Annotated in this window: 17 protein-coding genes and 3 pseudogenes; 10 read left to right on the top strand and 10 right to left on the bottom strand. The window is 71.9% G+C overall.

Annotated features, from left to right (window positions below):
* Positions 1-349 precede the first annotated feature (349 nt).
* From BJF79_RS34340 to BJF79_RS34350, 3 genes and pseudogenes are all read left to right on the top strand, one after another.
* On the top strand, positions 350-1,015 hold the full coding sequence (locus BJF79_RS34340) for a hypothetical protein (RefSeq protein ID WP_075903696.1): 666 nt from the start codon (positions 350-352) through the stop codon (positions 1,013-1,015).
* 117 nt (positions 1,016-1,132) lie between these two features.
* Complete coding sequence (locus tag BJF79_RS34345; RefSeq protein ID WP_083734455.1) at positions 1,133-1,909, top strand: sensor histidine kinase; 777 nt, start codon at positions 1,133-1,135, stop codon at positions 1,907-1,909.
* Positions 1,910-1,932: 23 nt separating this feature from the next.
* A pseudogene (locus BJF79_RS34350) lies at positions 1,933-2,574 on the top strand (response regulator); the annotation flags it as partial.
* Between the two features lie 96 nt (positions 2,575-2,670).
* Here BJF79_RS34350 and clpX read toward each other — a convergent pair.
* The 4 genes and pseudogenes from clpX to tig all read right to left on the bottom strand — a co-directional run bounded on the left by clpX (position 2,671) and on the right by tig (position 7,216).
* Complete coding sequence (gene clpX, locus BJF79_RS34355) at positions 2,671-3,945, bottom strand: ATP-dependent Clp protease ATP-binding subunit ClpX (protein ID WP_075903698.1); 1,275 nt, start codon at positions 3,943-3,945, stop codon at positions 2,671-2,673.
* Positions 3,946-4,118: 173 nt separating this feature from the next.
* Entirely contained in the window at positions 4,119-4,790 is a 672-nt protein-coding gene (locus BJF79_RS34360; protein ID WP_075903756.1) for an ATP-dependent Clp protease proteolytic subunit, read from the bottom strand.
* Between the two features lie 53 nt (positions 4,791-4,843).
* Positions 4,844-5,476 (bottom strand): ATP-dependent Clp protease proteolytic subunit, encoded by a 633-nt coding sequence (locus BJF79_RS34365; RefSeq protein ID WP_075903700.1) that lies wholly within the window; start codon positions 5,474-5,476, stop codon positions 4,844-4,846.
* A 203-nt stretch (positions 5,477-5,679) separates the two neighbouring features.
* A pseudogene (gene tig, locus BJF79_RS34370) lies at positions 5,680-7,216 on the bottom strand (trigger factor).
* Positions 7,217-7,767: 551 nt separating this feature from the next.
* Here tig and BJF79_RS67645 point away from each other — a divergent pair.
* Positions 7,768-8,934: a hypothetical protein gene (locus BJF79_RS67645; protein WP_262402982.1), complete on the top strand. Its 1,167-nt coding sequence runs from the start codon at positions 7,768-7,770 to the stop codon at positions 8,932-8,934.
* 102 nt (positions 8,935-9,036) lie between these two features.
* Here the strand turns inward: BJF79_RS67645 and BJF79_RS34380 are convergent.
* Together BJF79_RS34380 and BJF79_RS34385 are read right to left on the bottom strand one after the other, a co-directional pair.
* Positions 9,037-11,489, bottom strand: a pseudogene (locus tag BJF79_RS34380) (Tex family protein).
* Between the two features lie 144 nt (positions 11,490-11,633).
* Positions 11,634-12,089 carry a DUF6210 family protein gene (locus BJF79_RS34385; protein WP_083734456.1) on the bottom strand — a complete coding sequence of 152 codons (456 nt, stop codon included), beginning with the start codon at positions 12,087-12,089 and terminating at the stop codon, positions 11,634-11,636.
* 147 nt (positions 12,090-12,236) lie between these two features.
* Between BJF79_RS34385 and BJF79_RS34390 the strand changes: the two genes are divergently transcribed.
* Both BJF79_RS34390 and BJF79_RS34395 read left to right on the top strand, forming a co-directional pair.
* The gene (locus tag BJF79_RS34390) at positions 12,237-13,553 is read left to right on the top strand and encodes a sensor histidine kinase (protein WP_262402983.1); all 1,317 of its coding nucleotides are present in this window, start codon (positions 12,237-12,239) and stop codon (positions 13,551-13,553) included.
* Positions 13,505-14,152, top strand: coding sequence for a response regulator (locus BJF79_RS34395; RefSeq protein WP_075903706.1), 648 nt, complete (start codon positions 13,505-13,507; stop codon positions 14,150-14,152). The genes BJF79_RS34390 and BJF79_RS34395 overlap by 49 nt, the downstream gene beginning before the upstream one ends.
* A gap of 25 nt (positions 14,153-14,177) precedes the next feature.
* On the opposite strand, the gene BJF79_RS34400 is transcribed toward BJF79_RS34395, so the two are convergent.
* Positions 14,178-14,597 (bottom strand): cupin domain-containing protein, encoded by a 420-nt coding sequence (locus BJF79_RS34400; protein WP_075903708.1) that lies wholly within the window; start codon positions 14,595-14,597, stop codon positions 14,178-14,180.
* A 59-nt stretch (positions 14,598-14,656) separates the two neighbouring features.
* On the opposite strand from BJF79_RS34400, the gene BJF79_RS34405 reads away from it, so the two are divergent.
* Together BJF79_RS34405 and BJF79_RS34410 are read left to right on the top strand one after the other, a co-directional pair.
* Positions 14,657-15,127, top strand: a complete 471-nt coding sequence (locus BJF79_RS34405; protein ID WP_143220616.1) for a MarR family winged helix-turn-helix transcriptional regulator — start codon at positions 14,657-14,659, stop codon at positions 15,125-15,127.
* 205 nt (positions 15,128-15,332) lie between these two features.
* Positions 15,333-17,171 carry a glycoside hydrolase family 18 chitinase gene (locus tag BJF79_RS34410; RefSeq protein ID WP_075903710.1) on the top strand — a complete coding sequence of 613 codons (1,839 nt, stop codon included), beginning with the start codon at positions 15,333-15,335 and terminating at the stop codon, positions 17,169-17,171.
* 86 nt (positions 17,172-17,257) lie between these two features.
* On the opposite strand, the gene BJF79_RS51915 is transcribed toward BJF79_RS34410, so the two are convergent.
* Together BJF79_RS51915 and BJF79_RS51920 are read right to left on the bottom strand one after the other, a co-directional pair.
* Positions 17,258-18,058 (bottom strand): nucleotidyl transferase AbiEii/AbiGii toxin family protein, encoded by an 801-nt coding sequence (locus BJF79_RS51915; protein WP_158079379.1) that lies wholly within the window; start codon positions 18,056-18,058, stop codon positions 17,258-17,260.
* Positions 18,055-18,639, bottom strand: a complete 585-nt coding sequence (locus BJF79_RS51920) for a hypothetical protein (protein ID WP_262402984.1) — start codon at positions 18,637-18,639, stop codon at positions 18,055-18,057. The genes BJF79_RS51915 and BJF79_RS51920 overlap by 4 nt, the downstream gene beginning before the upstream one ends.
* Before the next feature lie 110 nt (positions 18,640-18,749).
* Between BJF79_RS51920 and BJF79_RS34420 the strand changes: the two genes are divergently transcribed.
* Complete coding sequence (locus tag BJF79_RS34420) at positions 18,750-19,595, top strand: alpha/beta fold hydrolase (protein ID WP_075903712.1); 846 nt, start codon at positions 18,750-18,752, stop codon at positions 19,593-19,595.
* Positions 19,596-19,603: 8 nt separating this feature from the next.
* Positions 19,604-20,281, top strand: a complete 678-nt coding sequence (locus BJF79_RS34425; protein WP_083734461.1) for an HAD family hydrolase — start codon at positions 19,604-19,606, stop codon at positions 20,279-20,281.
* Between the two features lie 4 nt (positions 20,282-20,285).
* Here the strand turns inward: BJF79_RS34425 and BJF79_RS34430 are convergent, their stop codons facing one another.
* The gene (locus BJF79_RS34430) at positions 20,286-20,723 is read right to left on the bottom strand and encodes a hypothetical protein (RefSeq protein WP_075903716.1); all 438 of its coding nucleotides are present in this window, start codon (positions 20,721-20,723) and stop codon (positions 20,286-20,288) included.
* Positions 20,724-20,730 lie beyond the last annotated feature (7 nt).

Genomic DNA, 20,730 nt, shown 5'->3' on the forward strand with positions numbered 1-20,730 from the left:
CGCGGTCGCCGCCGCGGCCGCCGGGGACGTGCCCGTCTCCCCGGGCGACGCCACGGCGGCCGTCGCGGGCGGGCTGGGCGCCCTGCTCGTCGTCGCCGCCGACGATGTCGCCCACCTGTTCCGATCCGCTTCCTGACGCCGCACGAAACCGTTTCCGAGGCCGAGCCCGTCCAGGGCTCGGCCATTTTTTCGCCCGTCGGTCATGTATTCGCGATGTATGGGATTTGTGCGCGGCCGACCTAGTGTGAAGGCGTCGAAGAAAGGAGGTGACCAACATGATCGCGAGCTTGGAGAGGAATCGGGACACGCCGCCGCGCCCGGCCGACCGGGTCCGTACGGGCCGGCCGGGATGCCCGGTGCGCCCGGGCCCGGGATGCCGATGGGGCCGCCGCGGCGGAAACGCGGCAAGGGGCTGCTGATCGGCCTGCTGGCCGGAGGGTTCGCGCTGGTGGTGCTGGCCGTCGGCGGCGTCGGGTTCTACATCCTGAGGTCCAGCCACGAGATCACCACCCCGCGCTCCGCGGGCGGGATGACCCTCGACATCCAGGCCACCGGCGAAACCGACGAGACCTACGAAGAGATGCAGCGGGTGATCCGCAGTACCATCGCGCCTTCGGGCGGCGACTGGGTCCGCGGCGTGTACCGGGACGGCGACCTGGGGTTCCTGCTCATCGGCTACACCGGTGGCTACGACCAGCGGGACAAGCTCGATTCCAAGCTCGACTTCCATCTGCGCAACTCGCTCAGCCTGGGCGAGGCCGAGATCTCCACCCGCATCTGGCAGATCGAGGACGCGGGCGGGGACGGCGACGCGTTCTGCGGGCGCGTGACCGCGAAGCTGCGGTCGTCCTACACCCACTCCTCGATCTGCGCCTGGGCCACCAGGACGACGTTCGCGGTGGTGCTGCCGCTCGGCGGGAAGGTGGCCGGGCGGGACGCGGCGGAGCCGCCGGAGTACAAGGTCGCGGGGCTGCAGCGGGTCATGCGGGACCTCCGGGCGGACGTCGAGAGCTGACCGTCCGGAAACGCTTTCCCGCCCGGGTCGGGACACCGGTCACCTGACACCGGGTCGCCGCCCGGGTCACGCTGGAGGGCGGTGCCCGTGTCGGCGGGCCGGAGGGAGAGGTTCGGGATGCGAGCGGTACTGGCACGGGCCGCCGTGCTGGCCGGCGCGTTCGCCGCGGGGGCCGTGACGGCGCACGCCGCGACCATCCCGCACCTCCACCGCATCGCCGCGGATCTCCAGCGGTCCCGGGAGCGAATCCTCGCCGGACGCGAGGAGGAGCGGCGGCGGCTGCGGCACGATCTGCACGACGGGCTGGGCCCGACGCTGGCGAGCCTGGCGATGTCGCTGGACGCCGCCCGCATCACGCTCGCGTGCGAGCCGGAGCGCACGGACCCGCTGCTCGCCGACGTCCGGGAGCGGCTGGCCTGCGCGGTCGGGCAGGTCCGGGAGCTGGCGCACGGGCTGCGCCCGCCCGCACTGGACGACCTCGGGCTCGTCGCGGCGATCGAGTCGTACGCCGTGGGCTGCTGCAAGCGGGTCGAGGTGCGCTGCGACGGCCCGGCGGGCGAGCTGCCCGCGGCCGTGGAGGTCGCGGCGTACCGGATCGTCCGGGAGTCGCTGACGAACATCCGGCTGCACGCCGCCGAGAGCACCGCCGTGGTGCTGATCGACCGGGCCGCCGACCTGCACGTGACGGTGGCCGATACCGGCCCCGGGCTGCCCGCGGCGAACGGTACGGCGCGGCGCGGCGGGCCGACGCGCGGGCTGGACGCCATGCGCGAGTGGGCGGCCGAGGTCGGCGGCGGGTGCACGATCACGTCGCGCAGCGGCGGCGGCACGGTCGTCGCGGCCCGCCTTCCGCTGCCCGCCGGATACCATCGGCCGGCGGGCGGGCGGGGGTGAATCCCGCCGGGGAAGGCGGGGCCATGGGCGGGGAGACGATCCGGGTTCTCATCACCGACGACCATCCGGTGTTCCGGCAGGGCCTCAAGGGGCTGCTGCAGGCGCTCGGGGTGGAGGTCGTCGCGGAGGCCGAGAACGGGCCGGACGCGGTGCGGATCGCGGCGGAGCTGCGGCCGGACGTCGTGGTGATGGACCTGCACATGCCCGGCGGCAACGGCATCGAGGCGACCCGGACGATCACCCGGACGAATCCGGGCATCGGGGTGCTGGTGCTGACGATGTTCCGCGACGACGACTCGGTGTTCGCGGCGATGCGGGCGGGCGCGCGGGGCTACCTGCTGAAGGAGTCGGGCGCGGAGGAGATCGCGCGGGCCGTGCGGGCGGTCGCGGCCGGGGAGGCGATCTACGGGCCGGAGATCGCGCGGCGGGTGCTGACGTTCTTCACCGACATGCCGGATCCGCGGCGGTCGGCGTTCCCGGAGCTGACCGACCGGGAACGCGAGGTGCTGGGGCTGATCGCGCAGGGCCGCAGCAACACCGAGATCGCGGGGACGCTGTTCCTCAGCCCGAAGACGGTCCGCAACCACGTGTCGAACATCTTCATGAAGCTGCACGTCGCGGACCGCGCGCAGGCGATCGTCCTGGCGCGGGAGGCGGGTCTCGGCGAGTCCGGACGCGCTGAGCGGCGCGTCCGCGCACCGGTGCGGAACGCGGAACGCGGCGACGCCCCCGGACGGGTCCGGGGGCGTCGCCGTTCGTCGTTACGCGGACTTCTCGCGGGGCTCCCGCTTCTTGCGTTCGCGGGGCACCAGCGTCGGGTTGACGTGCTCCAGCACCGCCTCGGCGGTGATCACGACGCGTTCGACGTCCTCGCGGCTGGGCACCTCGTACATCACCGACATCAGCACCTCTTCCATGATCGCCCGCAGGCCGCGGGCGCCGGTGCCGCGCAGGATCGCCTGGTCGGCGATGGCCTCCAGCGCGTCGTCGGTGAACTCGAGGTCGACGCCGTCGAGCTCGAACAGCCGGTGGTACTGGCGCACCAGGGCGTTCTTCGGCTCGGTGAGGATGTTGATCAGCGCGTCGCGGTCGAGGTTGTGGACGTTGGTGATGATCGGGAGCCGGCCGACGAATTCGGGGATCATCCCGAACTTCAGCAGGTCCTCGGGCATCACGTCGCCGAGCACGGCCGACGACTCGTCGAAGTCGGACTTGGAGCGGATCTGGGCGCCGAACCCCATCCCCTGCTTGCCGACCCGGGACTCGACGATCTTCTCGAGCCCGGCGAACGCGCCGCCGCAGATGAACAGCACGTTCGTCGTGTCGATCTGGATGAACTCCTGGTGGGGGTGCTTGCGGCCGCCCTGCGGCGGGACGCTCGCGGTGGTGCCCTCCAGGATCTTCAGCAGGGCCTGCTGGACGCCCTCACCGGAGACGTCCCGGGTGATCGACGGGTTCTCGCTCTTGCGGGCGACCTTGTCGACCTCGTCGATGTAGATGATGCCGGTTTCGGCCTTCTTGACGTCGTAGTCGGCCGCCTGGATCAGCTTGAGGAGGATGTTCTCGACATCCTCGCCCACGTAACCGGCCTCCGTCAGGGCCGTCGCGTCCGCGATCGCGAACGGCACGTTGAGGAGTCTGGCGAGCGTCTGCGCGAGCAGCGTCTTGCCGGATCCGGTCGGCCCGAGGAGGAGGATGTTCGACTTCCCCAACTCGACCGCGTCGTCACGGGTGGCGTCGCCCGACTGGATCCGCTTGTAGTGGTTGTAGACGGCCACGGCCATCGCCTTCTTGGCCGACTCCTGCCCGATGACGTAGGAGTCGAGGAACTCGTAGATCTCCCGCGGCTTGGGCAGGTTGTCCCACTTGAGGTCGGAGGTCTCGGTGAGCTCCTCCTCGATGATCTCGTTGCAGAGATCGATGCACTCGTCGCAGATGTACACGCCCGGACCCGCGATGAGCTTCTTGACCTGTTTCTGGCTCTTTCCGCAGAAAGAACACTTGAGCAGGTCACCACCGTCGCCGATGCGTGCCACCCAACTGTCTCCTTTTCGTGGGGCCGCGCTCTGGATCAGATGCGGTACGGCTCGGATGCGTCCCGAAGGCTCTCGACGTTGCTCTCGACGTTACCGCCTCCGACGGACTTGGAAAGCCCCTCGCCCGGAAGTCTGACGACCGGGCTGGGGGACTCCCTCGTCCTCGTATCGTCTCAGGACGACACTACCTCGGCTTTGCGCTTCCTGCTCGCGAAGACGTCGTCGATCAGACCGTACTCCTTGGCTTCCGCCGCGGTGAGGATCTTGTCGCGCTCGATGTCGCGGCGGACCTCGTCCACGCTCCGGCCGCTGTGCTCGGCCAAGATCGATTCGAGCAGCTCCCGGATCCGCATGATCTCGCGGGCCTGGATCTCGATGTCGCTGGACTGGCCGTAAGTGCCCTCGGTCGCGGGCTGGTGGATCAGGATCCGCGAGTTGGGCAGCGCCGCCCGCTTGCCGGGCGTGCCGGCCCCGAGCAGGACGGCCGCGGCCGAAGCCGCCTGGCCGATGCAGACCGTCTGGATGTCGGGCTTGACGAACTGCATCGTGTCGTAGATCGCCGTCATGGCGGTGAACGAGCCGCCGGGCGAGTTGATGTAGATGCTGATGTCGCGGTCCGGGTCGATCGACTCCAGCGTGATCAGCTGCGCCATCACGTCGTTGGCGGACGCGTCGTCGATCTGGACCCCGAGGAAGATGATCCGCTCCTCGAAGAGCTTGTTGTACGGGTTCATCTCCTTGACCCCGTACGTGGTCCGCTCCACGAAGGACGGAATGATGTAGCGGTTGTCCACCGGCAGCGGGGATCCGCCCGCCTGGACGCCCGGGCGGACGTGGTCACCGATGCCGGGTCGCGTCAGATCGCTCACTGTATGCCTCCGATTCGTCATTCAGGTCGTCAGGAGACGGGGCCCTCGGAGGGCACCTGGCTCGCGCTGAGCACCACGTGGTCGACGAACCCGTAGTCCTTGGCCTCGTCGGCGGTGAACCAGCGGTCGCGGTCGGAGTCGCGCTCGATCTGGTCGAGCTCCTGGCCGGTGTGCTCGGCGATCTTCTCGGCGAGCGTCTTCTTGACGTACAGCATCTGCTCGGCCTGGATCTTGATGTCCGAGGCCGTGCCGCCGATGCCGCCGGACGGCTGGTGCATCATGATCCGCGCGTGCGGGAGCGCGTAGCGCTTGCCCTGCGCGCCGGCGCACAGCAGGAACTGGCCCATCGACGCGGCCAGGCCCATGCCGACCGTGACGACGTCGTTCGGGACGTACTGCATGATGTCGTAGATCGCCATGCCGGCGGTGACGGAGCCACCTGGCGAGTTGATGTAGAGCGTGATGTCGCGGCGGCCGTCCTCGGCCGACAGCAGGAGAAGCTCGGCGCAGATGCGGTTGGCGATGTCGTCGTCGACCTGCTGGCCGAGGAAGACGATGCGCTCGCGCAGCAGCCGCTGGAAGAGCTGGTCGCCCAGAGGCAACAGGGGCGCCTCGGCGACCCGCGCCTGGATCCGCGACGACTCGTCGAAAGTCGGAGGCATGCTCACCGGGTGTTCCTCCGGTCCTTTAAATCGGTTCGGATGATTGGACATTAACGCGCTCAGCGGCCCTCTTAAGCCCGGGGGCCCGCCTTTTCGCCAGGGGCGTACCCGGTCGGCGCCGGGTATGCGGCGATCTACCGGAATGCGGCACGCCCCGTACCCGGACATCGGGTACGGGGCGTGCGCGCGGCTCGCAGAGCGCCTCAGGCGTCCTTCTTCTCCCCGGCGGCGTCCTCGGACGCCTCCGCGGCCTCGGACCCGCCCTCGGCGGCCTCGGCCTTGTCATCGGCGGCCTCGGCCGCGTCGGTGGCCTCGGTGGCCTCGGCCGCGTCGGTGGCCTCGGTGGCCTCGGCCGCGTCCGTGGACTCGGCGGACTCGGCGTCGGCCTCGTCGGCCTCGACGGTCTCGCCCGTCTCACCGTTCAGCTCGCGCTGCACGGCGTCGACGTCGATCTCGTTGCCCGACTCGTCCTTGACGCTGACGTGCTCGACCACGAGGTTCAGCGCCTTGCTGCGCAGCACCTCCGAGACGATCGCCGGGAGCTGGTTGTTCTCGGTGAGGTACTGGGCGAGCTGCTGCGGCTGCACGCCCATCTGCATGGCCTGCGTGACGACGTACTCGCTGAGCTCCTCGTTCTCGACGTTCAGCTCCTCCTGGACGGCGAGCTGGTCGAGCACGAAGCCGCCCTTGACGGCGAGCCGGGCCGCGTCGGCGACGTCGGTGTCGAACTCCTCCTCCGACTTCTCCTGGTCGGCGAGGTAGTCCTCCTTCGACATCCCGGCCATCTGCAGCTGCTGCTCCAGCTGCTGGTTGCGGCGGCCGATCTCCTCGTCCACCACGGCGTCCGGCAGCGGGATCTCGACCTTCTCCAGCAGCGCCTCGAGGGCCTTGTCGCGGGCCTCGGACAGCTGCTGCATCCGCACCTGCCGCTCCAGCCGCCCGCGGACGTCCTCGCGCAGCTCCTCGATGGTGTCGAACTCGCTCGCGAGCTGCGCGAACTCCTCGTCGAGCTCGGGCAGGTTCTTGACCTTCACGCTCTGCACGGTGGCGGTGATCTCCGCCTCCTCGCCGGCGCGCTCGCCGCCGGACAGGGTGCCGGTGAAGGTCTTCTCCTCGCCCGCCGACAGCCCGGTGAGCGCGTCGTCGAGGCCCTCGACGGCGGAGCCGCTGCCGACCTCGTAGGAGAAGCCGGAGGTGGAGGCGTCCGCGATCTCCTCGCCGTCGATCTTGGCGACGAGGTCGATGGTGGCGAAGTCGCCCTCCTCGATCGGCCGCTCGGCGGTGGTGAGGGAGGCGAACCGCTCGCGCAGGTTGTCGATCGTCTCGTCGACCTGCTCGTCGGTGACCTCGGCGTCGTCCACGACGACTTCGAGGCCGTCGTAGTCGGGCATCGAACTTCGGCCGGATGTCCACCTCGGCGGTGAACGCGAACTGGTTGCCGTCGTCGAGCTCGGTGACTTCGACGTCCGGCTGGCCGAGCACGAAGATCTCGGTCTCCTCGACGGCCTTGCCGTACAGCCCGGGCAGGGCGTCGTTGACCGCCTCCTGCAGGACCGCACCCCGGCCGACGTACTTGTCGATCAGGGGGGCGGGGACCTTGCCGCGCCGGAAGCCCTTGATCGCGACCTGCTGCGAGATCTCCTTGTACGCCTTGTCGAGGTTCGGCTTGAGCTCGTCGAACGGAACCTCGACGGTGAGCTTGACCCGGGTGGGGGTCAGCTCCTCGACATCGGTCTTCACTGGGGTTGGTCTCCTTGATCGGGCGCTGTCTCGGCCGCGGCGTTCGACGCGTCTCTCTGCTTCTTGCCTGCGAGCCCTCGGCCTCCCGCGCACGGACCCGGTGGATTCCGGCCGGGTCGGCCCCGGCCGGCCGGTCCGGCTGCGCGTCATTCCTCAGCCCGGCAGTGTCTCGGGCGGCGCGGGCACGCCGAATACGGCTCCGCGCCTTCGCGCGCAAGTCTATGGGGTACGGACGTCGTCTGCGGACATCGGAGGTCCACAACCGCCGAGAATCCCGGGCGGAAGACCCGTCGGGCACCGGAGACGACCCGCGGACGGGGTGCCGGGCCACGGTTTCGTGAACGCGTGAAATCAACTCGTACGCGCGCGGAACACCGGACGACGCGGAAGGAACACCGTCGGAACGCACGGACCACGAACGGAACGCGGGGGAATCGCGCGAGCGGGCGCGAGCATACGCGCACGTCGGAACGGGCGAGGCGACGATTCCGCGTTAACGGGGCCACACGGGCAGTGACATCGGGCACCCGGACCCTTCATACTCATCCGGGATGAACGGGATAACCGCGGCCTTCACCGCAACGGCCCTGTACTACCTCGGGTTCGCCGTGTTCAAGCTGGCGGCGGACCGGATGGCGGTCCTCCGGGGCAACCGCATCGTGCACATGATCTGGACGATCCTGAGCAACTGGGTGTTCCTGATCGGGCTGGCCCTCGTCCTCGGCGGGCTGAGCCTGCAGATCGTGGCCCTGAGCAAGCTGTCCCTGCCGACCGCCGTGCCGATCTTCATGTCGGGCATCGTCCCGCTGCTGATCATCGCGCTGGTCTTCTTCGGCGAGCGGCTCACCCCGCGCGAGTGGCTGAGCCTCGTGCTCACCGGCGCGGCGATCCTGCTGCTGGCGGCGTCGGTGGGCGGCGACGCGCCGATCAGTTCGGCGGACGCGCCGCCGTGGCGGCTCGGCCTGGTGATCGCACCGGCGGTGCTGCTGCCGCTGCTGATCCTCGTCATCGGCGACCACCGGCCGGACGGACGGCACGCGCGGCCGATCACCGGCATCGCCTACGGCATCGCGTCCGGTCTTCCGGTCGGGACCGCGGAGATCGCCATCGCGGGGTGGAGCGACCACGCGAACCGCGCCGACCTCGGGATCCTGGCGACGCCGTGGCCGTACCTGACGGTGCTGGCGGCGGCGATCGGGTTCGGGATCATGGTCGCGGCGTTCCAGCGCTGCCGGGTGTCGATCGTGTCGACCGTCATGACCGTGAGCGCTAAGTCGTACCTGCTCATCATGGGCACGTTCGTGTACGGGCAGCCGTGGCCGGACGAACTGGACCGGTCGGCGATGCGGATCGGGGCGCTCGCGCTCGCCGCCGTCGCCGTGCTGCAGTTCCCCCGGCACCGGCCGGTCGCCGACACCGGGCGGGACGCGGCCCGCGAGCGGGAGGCGGCCGAGCGCGACCCGTTCGGCGGACGTCCGCGCGCGGCCTCGGGTTCGGGGCGCCGGGGTTCGCCGAGCCCGCACTGGGCGCGCCCACCTACGGCGACCAGGGGCCGGGCGGCGGGCCGCCCCGGCAGCGGGAAGCCCCGCAGCCGGGCCCGTACGCGCAGGATCCCCTCGGGCGGGGACCGTCCGGACGCTGGGACGTGCCGCAGCCCCGGACCTCGGAGGCGTCCGAGGAACGGCAGCGGGAACAGGAACAGACCGTCACCGCGCTGATGCGGACCGGGCGCGGACGGACACGGACCTGGGGCGGACGGACGGCGCCGCGGTGGGCCGCCGTCCCGCTCGACACGCGGGACGGCGGCCCGCCGCACCGTCCTAGCGGCGCTTGCCGCCCTTGCGGCCGTCGCCCGGCAGCCCCTTGTCGAGCCCCGCGCGGCGCAACGCGTCGGCCATCGCGCGCCGCCACCGCCGGAGGAGCCGCCCTGGCCGCCGCGGCCCTGCCGCCGGTCGCGGGACTCGCCGCGCCGGCCGCCCTGCTCGCCGCCCGGCTCGTCGTCCAGCCGCAGCGTCAGCGAGATCCGCTTGCGCTGCAGGTCGACGTCCAGCACCTTGACGCGGACGATGTCGTTCGGCTTGGCGACCTCGCGCGGGTCGGACACGAACTTGTCCGACATCGCGGAGATGTGGACGAGGCCGTCCTGGTGCACGCCGACGTCCACGAACGCGCCGAACGCGGCGACGTTCGTGACGACGCCCTCCAGGATCATGCCCGGTTCGAGGTCGGAGAGCTTGTCGACGCCCTCCTTGAACGCGGCGGTCTTGAACGCCGGGCGCGGGTCGCGGCCCGGCTTCTCCAGTTCGGCGATGATGTCGGTGACGGTCGGCAGGCCGAACGTCTCGTCGACGAACTGCTCGGGGCGCAGCCCGCGCAGCACGGCCGTGTTGCCGATCAGCCCGCCGAGGTCGCCGCCCGCCGAACCGAGGATGCGGTGCACCACCGGGTACGACTCCGGGTGCACCGACGACGCGTCCAGCGGGTCGTCGCCGCCGCGGATGCGCAGGAAGCCCGCGCACTGCTCGAACGCCTTCGGGCCGAGCCGCGGCACGTCCTTCAGCCCGCTGCGCCCGCCGAACGGGCCGTTGGCGTCGCGGTGCGCGACGATGTTCTCCGCGAGGCCCTCGCCGATGCCGGACACGCGGGTCAGCAGCGGCGCGGACGCGGTGTTGACGTCGACGCCGACCGCGTTGACGCAGTCCTCGACGACAGCGTCGAGGGAGCGCGACAGCTTCACCTCGGAGATGTCGTGCTGGTACTGGCCGACGCCGATCGACTTGGGGTCGATCTTGACGAGCTCGGCGAGCGGGTCCTGCAGCCGCCGGGCGATCGAGACGGCGCCGCGCAGCGACACGTCCATGCCGGGCAGCTCGCGGCTCGCGTACTCCGACGCCGAGTACACCGACGCGCCCGCCTCCGACACCATGATCTTGGTGAGCTTGAGGTCGGGGTGCCGGGCGATCAGGTCGGCGGCGAGCTTGTCGGTCTCCCGGGACGCCGTGCCGTTGCCGATCGACACGAGGTCGACATCGTGCTCGCGGGCGATCTTGGCGAGCGTCTCGATCGACTCGTCCCACTTGCGGCGCGGCTCGTGCGGGAAGATCGTGTCGGTCGCGGTGACCTTGCCGGTGGCGTCCACGACGGCGACCTTCACGCCGGTGCGCAGCCCCGGGTCCAGGCCCATGGTGGCGCGGGACCCGGCGGGCGCGGCCAGCAGCAGGTCGCGCAGGTTCGCGGCGAACACCCGGACGGCCTCGTCCTCGGCCTCCTGCCGCAGCCGGGTGCGCAGGTCGATGCCGAGGTGCACCAGGATCCGGGTGCGCCACGCCCAGCGGACGGTGTCGGCGAGCCAGCCGTCGGCGGGACGGCCCCGGTCGACGACGCCGAACCGGCGCGCGATCTCCGCCTCGTAGGACGTCCGGACGCCGGGTTCCTGCGGCTCCTCCTCCGGTTCGAGGTCGAGGTCGAGTACCTCTTCCTTCTCGCCGCGCAGCAGCGCGAGGACGCGGTGCGAGGGCAGCTTCTCCAGCGGCTCGGCGAACTCGAAGTAGTCGGAGAACTTGGCTCCGGCCTCCTCCTTGCCCTCCCGGACGCGCGAGGTCATGCGGCCCCGCTTCCACATCCGCTCGCGCAGCTCGCCGATGAGGTCGGCGTCCTCGGCGAACCGCTCGACGAGGATCGCGCGGGCGCCCTCCAGCGCGGCGGCCCGGTCGGCGACGCCCTTCTCCGCGTCGACGTAGGGTTCCGCCTCGCCCTGCGGGTCGCGGGCCGGGTCGTCCAGCAGCAGGTCGGCGAGCGGTTCGAGGCCCGCCTCGCGGGCGATCTGCGCCTTGGTGCGCCGCTTGGGCTTGTACGGGAGGTAGATGTCCTCCAGCCGCGCCTTCGACTCGGCCGCCATGATCCGGGTGCGCAGCTCGCCGGTCAGCTTGCCCTGCGACTCGATCGACTCCAGGATCGCGGTGCGCCGCTCGTCCAGCTCGCGGAGGTAGCGCAGCCGCTCCTCCAGGGCCCGCAGCTGCGCGTCGTCGAGCGCGCCGGTCGCCTCCTTGCGGTAGCGGGCGATGAACGGGACGGTCGCCCCGCCGTCGAGCAGGTCCACCGCGACCCGCACCTGTCCTTCGCGGACGCCGATCTCGTCGGCGATCCGCCGGGTGACCGGCGGCGGGCCGTCCGTCCCTGCGGACTTCTCGGTAACGGTCTGCTCGGTGGCCGTCTGGCCAGTGGTGGCTGTCACAACTTCGATTCGCTTTCTCCCCTGGGTGTCGCAGTGCATTGTCCAGGGAACCGGGCCGCTTGTCTTGTCACCCCGGCGTGCCCCGGCTCCCACTGCGCCGCCCGCCCACCGTACGGCCTCCCCCCGACGATCTCGCGCGCCCGTCTCGCGCGCCGATCTCGCGCGCCGGCCGGAGCGTCGCGATCAGTCGGAGTTGTTCCACATCAGGACGCCGGGCCCGTCGGGCGTCCTGACGGGGATCCACGCCTCGTCCAGGTCGGCGATGCGCGTCTCGTCCAGCCGGAGCGGCACGCGTCCGGTCTCGGCTTCGCCGCCCGGGCCGGACGTCCAGAAGTGCAGCGCGCCGACCGCGGACCGGATCCGGTCGAGGAGGGCCGGGGCGAGCGTGCCGGAGCCGCCGAGGCCCGCGCCGCGCAGCGTGCGCTCGAACACGTCGCGAAGCTCGCGCGGCCCGTCGCGTCCGCTCGCCGGGTCGCGGGCGGCGACGGGGACGAGGTAGCCCTCCACGCCGCCGAGCAGCGTCGCCGTCCCTCCGTACTGCTGCCGGTAGACGACCCCGGTCGCGGCCCGCACGACGACGTAGAGCCAGTCGCCCTGGGTACCGTCCGGATCCAGGAACACGTAGCGTCGGACGTCCACGCTTGCATCCTCTCCCCCGTCTCCTGCCGGGGAGAGTAGGGGAAACTCCACCTCCCGCCATGCGGATCGGGGGTCTGGCTCCACTGTCGTCCGGGGCGGGACTAACGAAAATGGTCCGGAGCACCACATCGGACGCCTGGAGGAACGTTGAGCGAGCCCGCACGTCCCGTCGAACGCCTGGGAGGGTGGGGGCGGCGCGCCTTCCTCAACTTCGTTCGCGGGCTGATCCAGATCGTCGTGGCGTACGCGGCCGGGTTGCCGCTGTTCATCCTGACGGTGCTGTCGATCGCCTTCATCCCGCTGGGCGTGGGCGTCTTCCTGACCCCGGTGATGGTGGCGGCGCTGCGCGGCGTGACGAACCAGCAGCGGCTCTGGGCGGCGGAGTGGTCCGGGGTGGCGATCCCGCTGCCCTACCGGTCCGCGCCGGTCGGCCCGTCCGGCCGGACGGGGCCGTTCCGGCGGCTGGGGTGGCTGCTCGGCGACCCGGCGACCTGGCGCGACCTGCTGTGGTCGCTGCTGAACGTCCCGATCGGGCTCGTCCTCGGGCTGCTCGGCGGCGGCCTGACCCTGTACGGGCTGGAGGGCGTGTTCGTGGCCCCGCTCGTCGCGCAGATGGCCGACTACGGCTGGGGCCCGTTCTGGATGCTGAACGACTGGGGCGCGACCGGCTACGCCGGGACGTTCGTGCTGGCCTCGGCGCTCATCGCGGTGTCGGTCCCGGCGGGTACGGTGGCGCTCAAGGCGCACGCGCTGTTCTGCCGGTCGCTGCTGGCGCCGACGCGCGGCGCGCTGGCCGCGCGGGTGGAGCGGCTCGCCGAGACGCGGTCCGACACTGTCGACGCGTCCGCCGCCGAGCTGCGCCGGATCGAGCGCGACCTGCACGACGGGGCGCAGGCCCGGCTCGTCGCGCTCAGCATGAACATCGGGCTTGCCGAGGAGATGCTGAAGCACGACCCGGAGACGGCGGCGCGGCTGCTCGCCGAGGCGCGCGAGGCGGGCGGCACCGCGCTGACGGAGCTGCGCGACCTGGTCCGCGGCATCCATCCGCCGGTGCTGGCCGAGCGGGGGCTGGAGGGCGCGGTGCGGGCGCTGGCGCTGAGCCTGCCGCTGCCCGTCGACGTGCGGATCGAGCTGCCGGGACGCACCGACGCACCGGTGGAGTCGGCGGCCTACTTCGCCGTCGCGGAGGTCCTCGCCAACGTCGTCAAGCACTCCGGCGCGCGGCGCGCCTGGGTTCAGGTGGAACACGACGGCCGCCGGTTGCTTATGATCGTCGGGGACGACGGGACGGGCGGCGCGGACCCCGCGCGCGGCACCGGCCTGCGCGGGATCGAGCGGCGGCTGGCCGCCTTCGACGGGACGCTGGCGGTGACGAGCCCGGCCGGCGGACCGACCGTCGTGACCATGGAGCTGCCGTGCGCGTTGTCATCGCCGAGGACCTCGCCCTCCTCCGGGACGGCCTGATCAGGCTGCTCGAAGCCTTCGGCTGCGAGGTCGTCGAGGCGGTGGACAACGGGCCGTCGCTGCTGCGGGCGCTGACGACGCACCGTCCGGACGTCGCGGTCGTGGACGTCCGGCTGCCGCCGACGTTCACCGACGAGGGGCTGAAGGCGGCGCTGGAGGCGCGCCGACAGATCCCCGGGCTGCCGGTGCTGGTGCTGTCGCAGCACGTCGAGCAGCTGTACGCGCGTGAGCTGCTGTCGGACAGCACCGGCGGCATCGGCTACCTGCTCAAGGACCGGGTGTCGGACGTGAAGCAGTTCGTCGAGGCGGTGCGCCGGGTGGCCGCGGGCGGCACCGCCCTCGACCCCGACGTCGTCGCGCAGCTGCTCACCCGGCACGCCCGCGAGGAGCCGCTGCAGGCGCTGACCCCCCGCGAGCGCGAGGTGCTGGGGCTGATGGCCGAGGGACGGACGAACGCGGCGATCGCCGCGCGGATGTTCGTCACCGAGAAGGCCGTCAGCAAGCACACGAACGGCATCTTCGGCAAGCTCGGGCTGCCCCCGTCCGAGGACGACAACCGCCGCGTGCTCGCGGTGCTCGCCTACCTCAACGCCGGTTAGCGCGGCGTCCGGTCCACCGGCCGGTTCACTGCGCCCAGGGCGGGACGAGCCGCTCGTCGCCCTGCGGCGCGATGTCGCACTTATCCGGGTCGACCAGGGCGTCCGGGTCGTAGGCGAGGCAGCCCGCGTGCGCGGCGACAACGGCCGTGAAGCCCGTCTCCGCGGCCGTGGTCATCTGCCGGGGCACGTCGGCGGGCAGGACGAGCGTGTCGCCGGAGCCGACCCGCCGGGTGCGGCCGTCGACGTCGACCTCGGCGGAGCCTTCGAGGAAGGTCCACACCTGCTCGGTGTCGAAGGCGTGCCGGGGGCCGGTCTTCCCGGCGAGCATGTCGACGCGCCAGACGGCGAGCCCGGCGGTGCCACCCTGGGTGGGCGTGGCGAACGTGGTCATCGTTCCGTTCGGGGTCTCGGTGCGGCGGCCGTCGGCGTCGCGGACGAGGGTCATGGCGGAATCCCCTAAGTTAGACAATGTGGTTGTCGATATAGTCAATGAGGTTGTCCTTTATGTCAAGCGAGTCCCCCGGGTTCGAGCTGCCCCTGCGGATGTTCCTGGCGTTCCGCGCGTCCATCGACGAGGTGCACGCCGAGCTGGCGGCCGCCGGCCATCCCGAGCTGCGCCCGATGCACGGGTTCGTCTTCCAGGCGATCTCGCGCGGCGGCTCGTCGGCCGCCGAGCTGGGCCGCCGGCTCGGCGTGTCCAAGCAGGCCGCGGGCAAGATGATCGAGACGCTCGAACGCACCGGATACGTCGAGCGGGTGCCCGACCCGGGCGACGCCCGGCGCAAGACCGTCCGGCTCACGGCCCGGGCCGTCGACGCCCTGCAGCGCTCCGAAGCCGCCTTCGAGCGCGTCCGCGCCGACTGGTCGCGGCGGCTCGGCGCCGACCGCGTCCGCGCCCTGGAGGACGATCTCCGCACCATCACGCCCGCCGATCCGTGGCGCCTGGACGTGCCCGGCTGGTTCGGCGCGTCCTGAACTTTTTCGCCCGTCCGCCCGGTACGTACGTGTGCAGGCCGACGCCCAGACCAGCGGCCGCACCGCCCGCGGGGCGCGCGCGGCGGCCCGTCCGGGCCTTGAACGGCCGGATATGCCCGGTTACCATCGCCACAATTCTTAGGAAAGTTTCCTAAGAGTTGAGCGGGGATTCCTGTTTGCTCGGGGGCCGAACGAACGGAGAATCATGTCAAGACCGGGCGTACGGCGGGCCATCGCGCTCGCGGGCGCGGCCGCCCTCGCGGCGGCGGGCGGACTCGTCTCGGCGCCACCGGCGGCGTCGGCCGGAAGCGTCACCGCCACGTGCACCAAGACCTCCGACTGGGGCACCGGCTTCCAGGGCGGCTGCACGATCACCAACGGAACCGACGCGGCCGTCGACGGCTGGACGCTGGAAGGCGACCTGCCGTCCGGGACGTCCATCGGGGCGACCTGGGACGCGAAGAAGACCGTGTCGGGGAACCACTACACCTTCACGGACGCGGGCTGGAACAAGACCATCGCGCCGGGCGCGAGCGCGAGCTTCGGATTCGGCGGCACCGGGGCCGGCTGGTTCACCGGCTGCACGATCAACGGCGCCGCCTGCGACGGGTCCGGCGGGCCCGGACCGGGCGACGACACCGAGGCGCCGGGCGCGCCGTCCGGCCTGCGGGCCACCGGCACGTCCGCCACCAGCGTCACGCTGGCGTGGACGGCCGCCACCGACAACGTGGGCGTCACCGGCTACGACGTCTACCGGGGCGACGCCAAGGTCCAGTCGGCGACCGGGACGGAGGCGACCGTCACCGGCCTGACCGCCGAGACCGCCTACACGTTCACGGTCAAGGCCCGCGACGCCGCCGGGAACGTCTCCGCCGCGTCGAACGCCGTGTCCGTCACCACCGACGCGGGCGGCGGCGAGCCCGGGCCGGGCGGCGACAAGGTCATCGGCTACTTCGCGCAGTGGGGCGTCTACCAGCGCAACTACCACGTCAAGAACATCCACACGAGCGGGTCGGCGGAGAAGCTCACCCACATCAACTACGCGTTCGGCAACGTCTCCGGGGGCAAGTGCACCATCGGAGACGCCTTCGCCGACTACCAGAAGTCGTACACGGCCGAGCAGAGCGTGGACGGCGTCGCCGACACCTGGGACCAGGAACTGCGCGGCAGCTTCAACCAGCTCCGCAAGCTGAAGAAGATGTACCCGCACATCAAGGTCCTGTGGTCGTTCGGCGGCTGGACCTGGTCGGGCGGCTTCGGCCAGGCCGCGCAGAACCCGCAGGCGTTCGCCGAGTCCTGCTACGACCTGGTCGAGGACCCGCGCTGGGCGGACGTGTTCGACGGCATCGACATCGACTGGGAGTACCCGAACGCCTGCGGCCTCAGCTGCGACACCAGCGGTCCCGAGGCGTTCGAGAACCTGATGGGCGCGCTGCGGACCAAGTTCGGCGACGACAACCTCGTCACGGCCGCGATCACCGCGGACGCCAGCGACGGCGGCAAGCTCGAGAAGACCGACTACGCGGGCGCGGCCCAGTACGTCGACTGGTACCTGCCGATGACCTACGACTTCTTCGGAGCGTGGGCCAAGCAGGGCCCGACGGCGCCGCACTCGCCGCTGACGTCCTACCCGGGCATCCCGCAGCAGGGCTTCAACAGCGCCGACACCATCGCGAAGCTGAAGTCGATGGGCGTGCCCGCGAGCAAGCTGCTCCTCGGCATCGGCTTCTACGGACGCGGCTGGACGGGCGTGACCCAGTCCGAGCCGGGCGGCACCGCCACCGGTCCCGCGCCCGGCACCTACGAGGCCGGCATCGAGGACTACAAGGTCCTGAAGAGCCGCTGCCCCGCCACCGGAACCGTCGCCGGGACCGCCTACGCCAAGTGCGGAAGCGAGTGGTGGAGCTACGACACCCCGTCCACCATCGGCGGCAAGATGGGCTGGGCCAAGGACGAGGGCCTCGGCGGGGCCTTCTTCTGGGAGCTGAGCGGCGACACCACGGGAGGTGAGCTGATCACCTCCATGCGGAGCGGTCTCGGCTGATCGAGCGCGGGGGCCGCTCCCAGCCCCCGCGCCCGGCCGGACCCGCGGGCCCCCGACCACCCGGTCGGGGGCCCGCCCCTTCCGGATCACGGGTTCAGGCCGAGCCGTTCCGCCAGTTCCCGGACGTACCGTGCGGGCGGGCCGTCGACCTGCGGGCACGCGTCCGCGAACACGGCCGCACCGACTTCGAGGTCGCGGAGCCGGTCCAGGCGCCGCCGGACCGGCACCTCGAGGTCGCCGTCCAGGCCGACGTGACCGGCGAGCAGCCACGCGTCGTACAGGTCCTTCGGCTGCGGCCGGTCGTCGGTGAGCAGCCAGGTCACCTTCCACGCCAGCGACAGCCCGGGCGTCGCGCAGCGCACCGGCACCTCGCTCCCCCGGCCCGGCAGCGGGACGAGCGCGACCTCCGGCTCGACCGGCAGCGGCTCGCCGAACGAGAAGTCGACCTGCACCGTCCCGCGCGGCCCGTCGTCGGACGACCACGGCATCTCCAGCCGCATCCCGGGCGTGTCCGAGTACACCCACAGCTCCGACCGCTCCGCCGCGGTGCCGATGACCTCGACGTCCTCGTGCCGGGTCCGGTTCGACACGGCCGCTTCGAGAAGGTCCAGCATGTGCCGGGCCCAGTAGTCGCGGGCGTCCAGTTCGGGGGGAAGCACCACGAAGTCGATGTCCCCGGGCTCGCGGGCCCGCTCCCCGTACCAGGCCCGCAGCAGGACGCTGCCCCGCAGCACGAGATCGTCCGCCCACGCCGACTCGGAGATCGCGGCCAGGACGTGGCCGAGCGCCGTCCGCCGCGCCTCCTGCCAGCGGGCCCGCCGGGCGGGGTCGTCGAACACCGGCCCGGCCGAGGACGGCGCGGTGAGGTAGTCGTCGTACCTGCTCATCGGGACTCCTCGATCCATCCGTCGTCCAGGGACTCGTCGCCGTCGAACACCACGAACTCGCGCTCCACCTCGACGATCTCGTGGCCGGTCGCCCGCAGTGCGCCGACCAGGGCGTCGAGCCTGCACTCCGCCGTGCCCGTCCCGACCCGCCTGCAGCGCTGCGTGACGAACCGCTCCTGCCGTCCGTCCGTCCGGACACGACGGGCATTTCGTGACACGTGCGCCGCGTGCGGACGGACGACGTCGACGAGCGCCCGCGCGTCGGCTCCCGCGTCGAGCAGCAGCTTCACGTGGTGCTCGAAGTAGTACGCCGGCCCCGGCGCCTCGTCGTCGGCGGCCGGGATCCCCGTGTTCCACGGTGCCGCCTCGATCTTCACGCGGGCCACCGCGAACCCGTCCGTCCGCAGCGCCCGCACGAGGCGCGCGGCCTCGCCCCGCGCGACGTCCAGCGTCCCCTTGGAGGGCAGCGTCAGCATCGGCTGCGACGCGACACGGCCGCGCTCCAGCACGATGTGGACGAACTTCACGCCGCGCGCCGCCGCCCACGCCGCGACGGCGGCGGCGTCCCCGCGAACGGTCACGTGCGTTTCGAAATCCCCGGCGAAGTCCACGATCCGGATGGTCCCAGAACGTTTCCTGCGGCTCACTCCCATTTCAAGGAGTGAGAGCGTAGTGCGGACCGAAGGCAAAGATGAGGGAGAACATGGTGGACGGCTGGAAACTGGGGCGCGACTACGCGAGCGACTCCGGCGAGGTGCGGTGGGACACGTTCGGGGACGAGGGCGCACCGCCCGTCGTCCTCCTGCACGGAACGCCCTTTTCCTCCTACGTGTGGCGTGGTGTCGCGCGCGCTTTGGCCGGTGCCTACCGCGTGTACGTCTGGGACATGCCGGGATACGGGGCATCGGAGAAGAGGGACGGACAGGACGTCTCGCTCGCCGCGCAGGGCAGAGTGTTCCGAGATCTGCTGGACCATTGGGGGCTGGACGAGCCGCGCGTCGTCGCGCACGACTTCGGCGGTGCCGTGGCCCTGCGCGCCCATCTGCTGCACGGGGCCCGGTACCGGTCGCTCGCGCTCGTCGACCCGGTGGCGCTGGCGCCCTGGGGTTCGCCGTTCTTCCGGCTGGTCGGGGCCAACGCCCCGGTCTTCGAGCAGCTTCCCCCGCCCCTGCACCGCGCGCTCGTCCGGGAGTACGTGACCTCCGCGAGCGGCCCCGGACTGCACCCGGCGACGCTCGACGCGCTGGTCGCCCCCTGGCTGGACGAGGCGGGGCAGTCCGCCTTCTACCGCCAGATCGCCCAGGCCGACCAGCGGTACACCGACGAGATCCAGGACCGGTACGGCGAACTGGCGCTTCCCGTCCTGGTGTGCTGGGGAGCCGACGACACGTGGATCCCGCTCGCCAAGGGCCGCGAGCTGGCCGCCGCCGTTCCGGGGGCGCGCCTGCGCGTGATCGAGGGCGCCGGGCACCTGGTGCAGGAGGACGCCCCCGCCGAACTGACCGCGACCGTCCTCGGCTTCCTCCGCACCGCGTGATCGCCGCGGTGCTGTTCGACCTCGACGGGACGCTCCTCGACCACGACCGCGCCGCCGCGGAGGCGATCGTCCGGGCGTTCCCGGACGCCGACGCGGCATGGCTCGTCCCGCGCTGGACGGACCTGGGCGAGGCCGCGATCGAGCGTTACCTGGCGGGCGAGCTGGACTTCGCCGGGCAGCGCCGCGCCCGCATCGGGACACTGGCCCGGGAGCTCGGCCTCGGCACCTGGGACGACGCCCGCGCGGACGCGTGGTTCGCCGGCTACACGACCCTGTACGAGGCGGCGTGGCGCCCCTACCCGGACGCCGTCCCGGCCGTGGAGGCGCTCGCGGCGGAGGGGCTGCGGCTCGGCGTGATCACCAACGGGGACGTCCGCCAGCAGCGCTCGAAGCTCGTGGGGATCGGGCTCGCCGGACGCCTGCCGCACCTCACCGCGTCCAGCGAGGTCGGCTGGGCGAAACCCGCCCCGGAGATCTTCCGCAGCGCCTGCGCCGGTCTCGGCCTGGCCCCGGGCGCCGTCGCCTACGTCGGCGACCGCCTGCTCACCGACGCGCAGGGCGCCGCGGCCGCCGGCCTGACCGGCATCTGGCTCGACCGCTCGGACGGCCCCGCGCAGGGCGCCCCGGACGTCGTCCGCATCACCGGCCTCGACGCGCTTCCCCGCCTCATCGCGGGGATGGCCTGACGCGTCAGGACGCCGGGAGGTCGGCGTCGCAGAAGACGCACACGTAGTGCCCGTCCTTCACCACGTTGAGCTCGGTGCAGGACGGGCAGTGGCGGAAGACGAACACGTGCGTGAACCCGTCCGGACGGTCGAGACCCGCGCGGTCGAGGGCCGCGGCGACGGCGGGCCACGACTCCGAACCGGGGCAGTAGCCGGTCGACTGGTTCGTCACCTCGACGACCCGGCCGTCCCCGAACGCGATCTCGCCCGCCGCCAGGACGGGACGTCCGCCGGCGCAGGCCACGTGCTCGCTGCGCCGCGGCGCGATCCGCAGCACGCCGTCCAGATCGACGACGTACGTGAACGGTTCGTCCTCGGCGCGGTCTATGTCCGCCTTCGATTCGACGGGGTTCGCCGACCGTCTCCGGCCCGGCCTTGTCGAACAACTCGTCCGGGCCCACATAGGCGTA

It is taken from the genome of Actinomadura sp. CNU-125, from assembly GCF_001942465.1.
Classification (GTDB): domain Bacteria; phylum Actinomycetota; class Actinomycetes; order Streptosporangiales; family Streptosporangiaceae; genus Spirillospora.

Excerpts from the sequence above, each read along its gene's own strand:
- BJF79_RS34340 (WP_075903696.1), top strand. The coding sequence starts at position 350 with ATGCCCGGTGCGCCCGGGCCCGGGATGCCGATGGGGCCGCCGCGGCGG.
- BJF79_RS34345 (WP_083734455.1), top strand. The coding sequence starts at position 1,133 with ATGCGAGCGGTACTGGCACGGGCCGCCGTGCTGGCCGGCGCGTTCGCC.
- BJF79_RS34365 (WP_075903700.1), bottom strand. The coding sequence starts at position 5,476 with ATGCCTCCGACTTTCGACGAGTCGTCGCGGATCCAGGCGCGGGTCGCC.
- BJF79_RS67645 (WP_262402982.1), top strand. The coding sequence starts at position 7,768 with ATGAACGGGATAACCGCGGCCTTCACCGCAACGGCCCTGTACTACCTC.
- BJF79_RS34400 (WP_075903708.1), bottom strand. The coding sequence starts at position 14,597 with ATGACCCTCGTCCGCGACGCCGACGGCCGCCGCACCGAGACCCCGAAC.
- BJF79_RS34405 (WP_143220616.1), top strand. The coding sequence starts at position 14,657 with ATGTCAAGCGAGTCCCCCGGGTTCGAGCTGCCCCTGCGGATGTTCCTG.
- BJF79_RS34410 (WP_075903710.1), top strand. The coding sequence starts at position 15,333 with ATGTCAAGACCGGGCGTACGGCGGGCCATCGCGCTCGCGGGCGCGGCC.
- BJF79_RS51915 (WP_158079379.1), bottom strand. The coding sequence starts at position 18,058 with ATGAGCAGGTACGACGACTACCTCACCGCGCCGTCCTCGGCCGGGCCG.
- BJF79_RS34420 (WP_075903712.1), top strand. The coding sequence starts at position 18,750 with ATGAGGGAGAACATGGTGGACGGCTGGAAACTGGGGCGCGACTACGCG.
- BJF79_RS34430 (WP_075903716.1), bottom strand. The coding sequence starts at position 20,723 with ATGTGGGCCCGGACGAGTTGTTCGACAAGGCCGGGCCGGAGACGGTCG.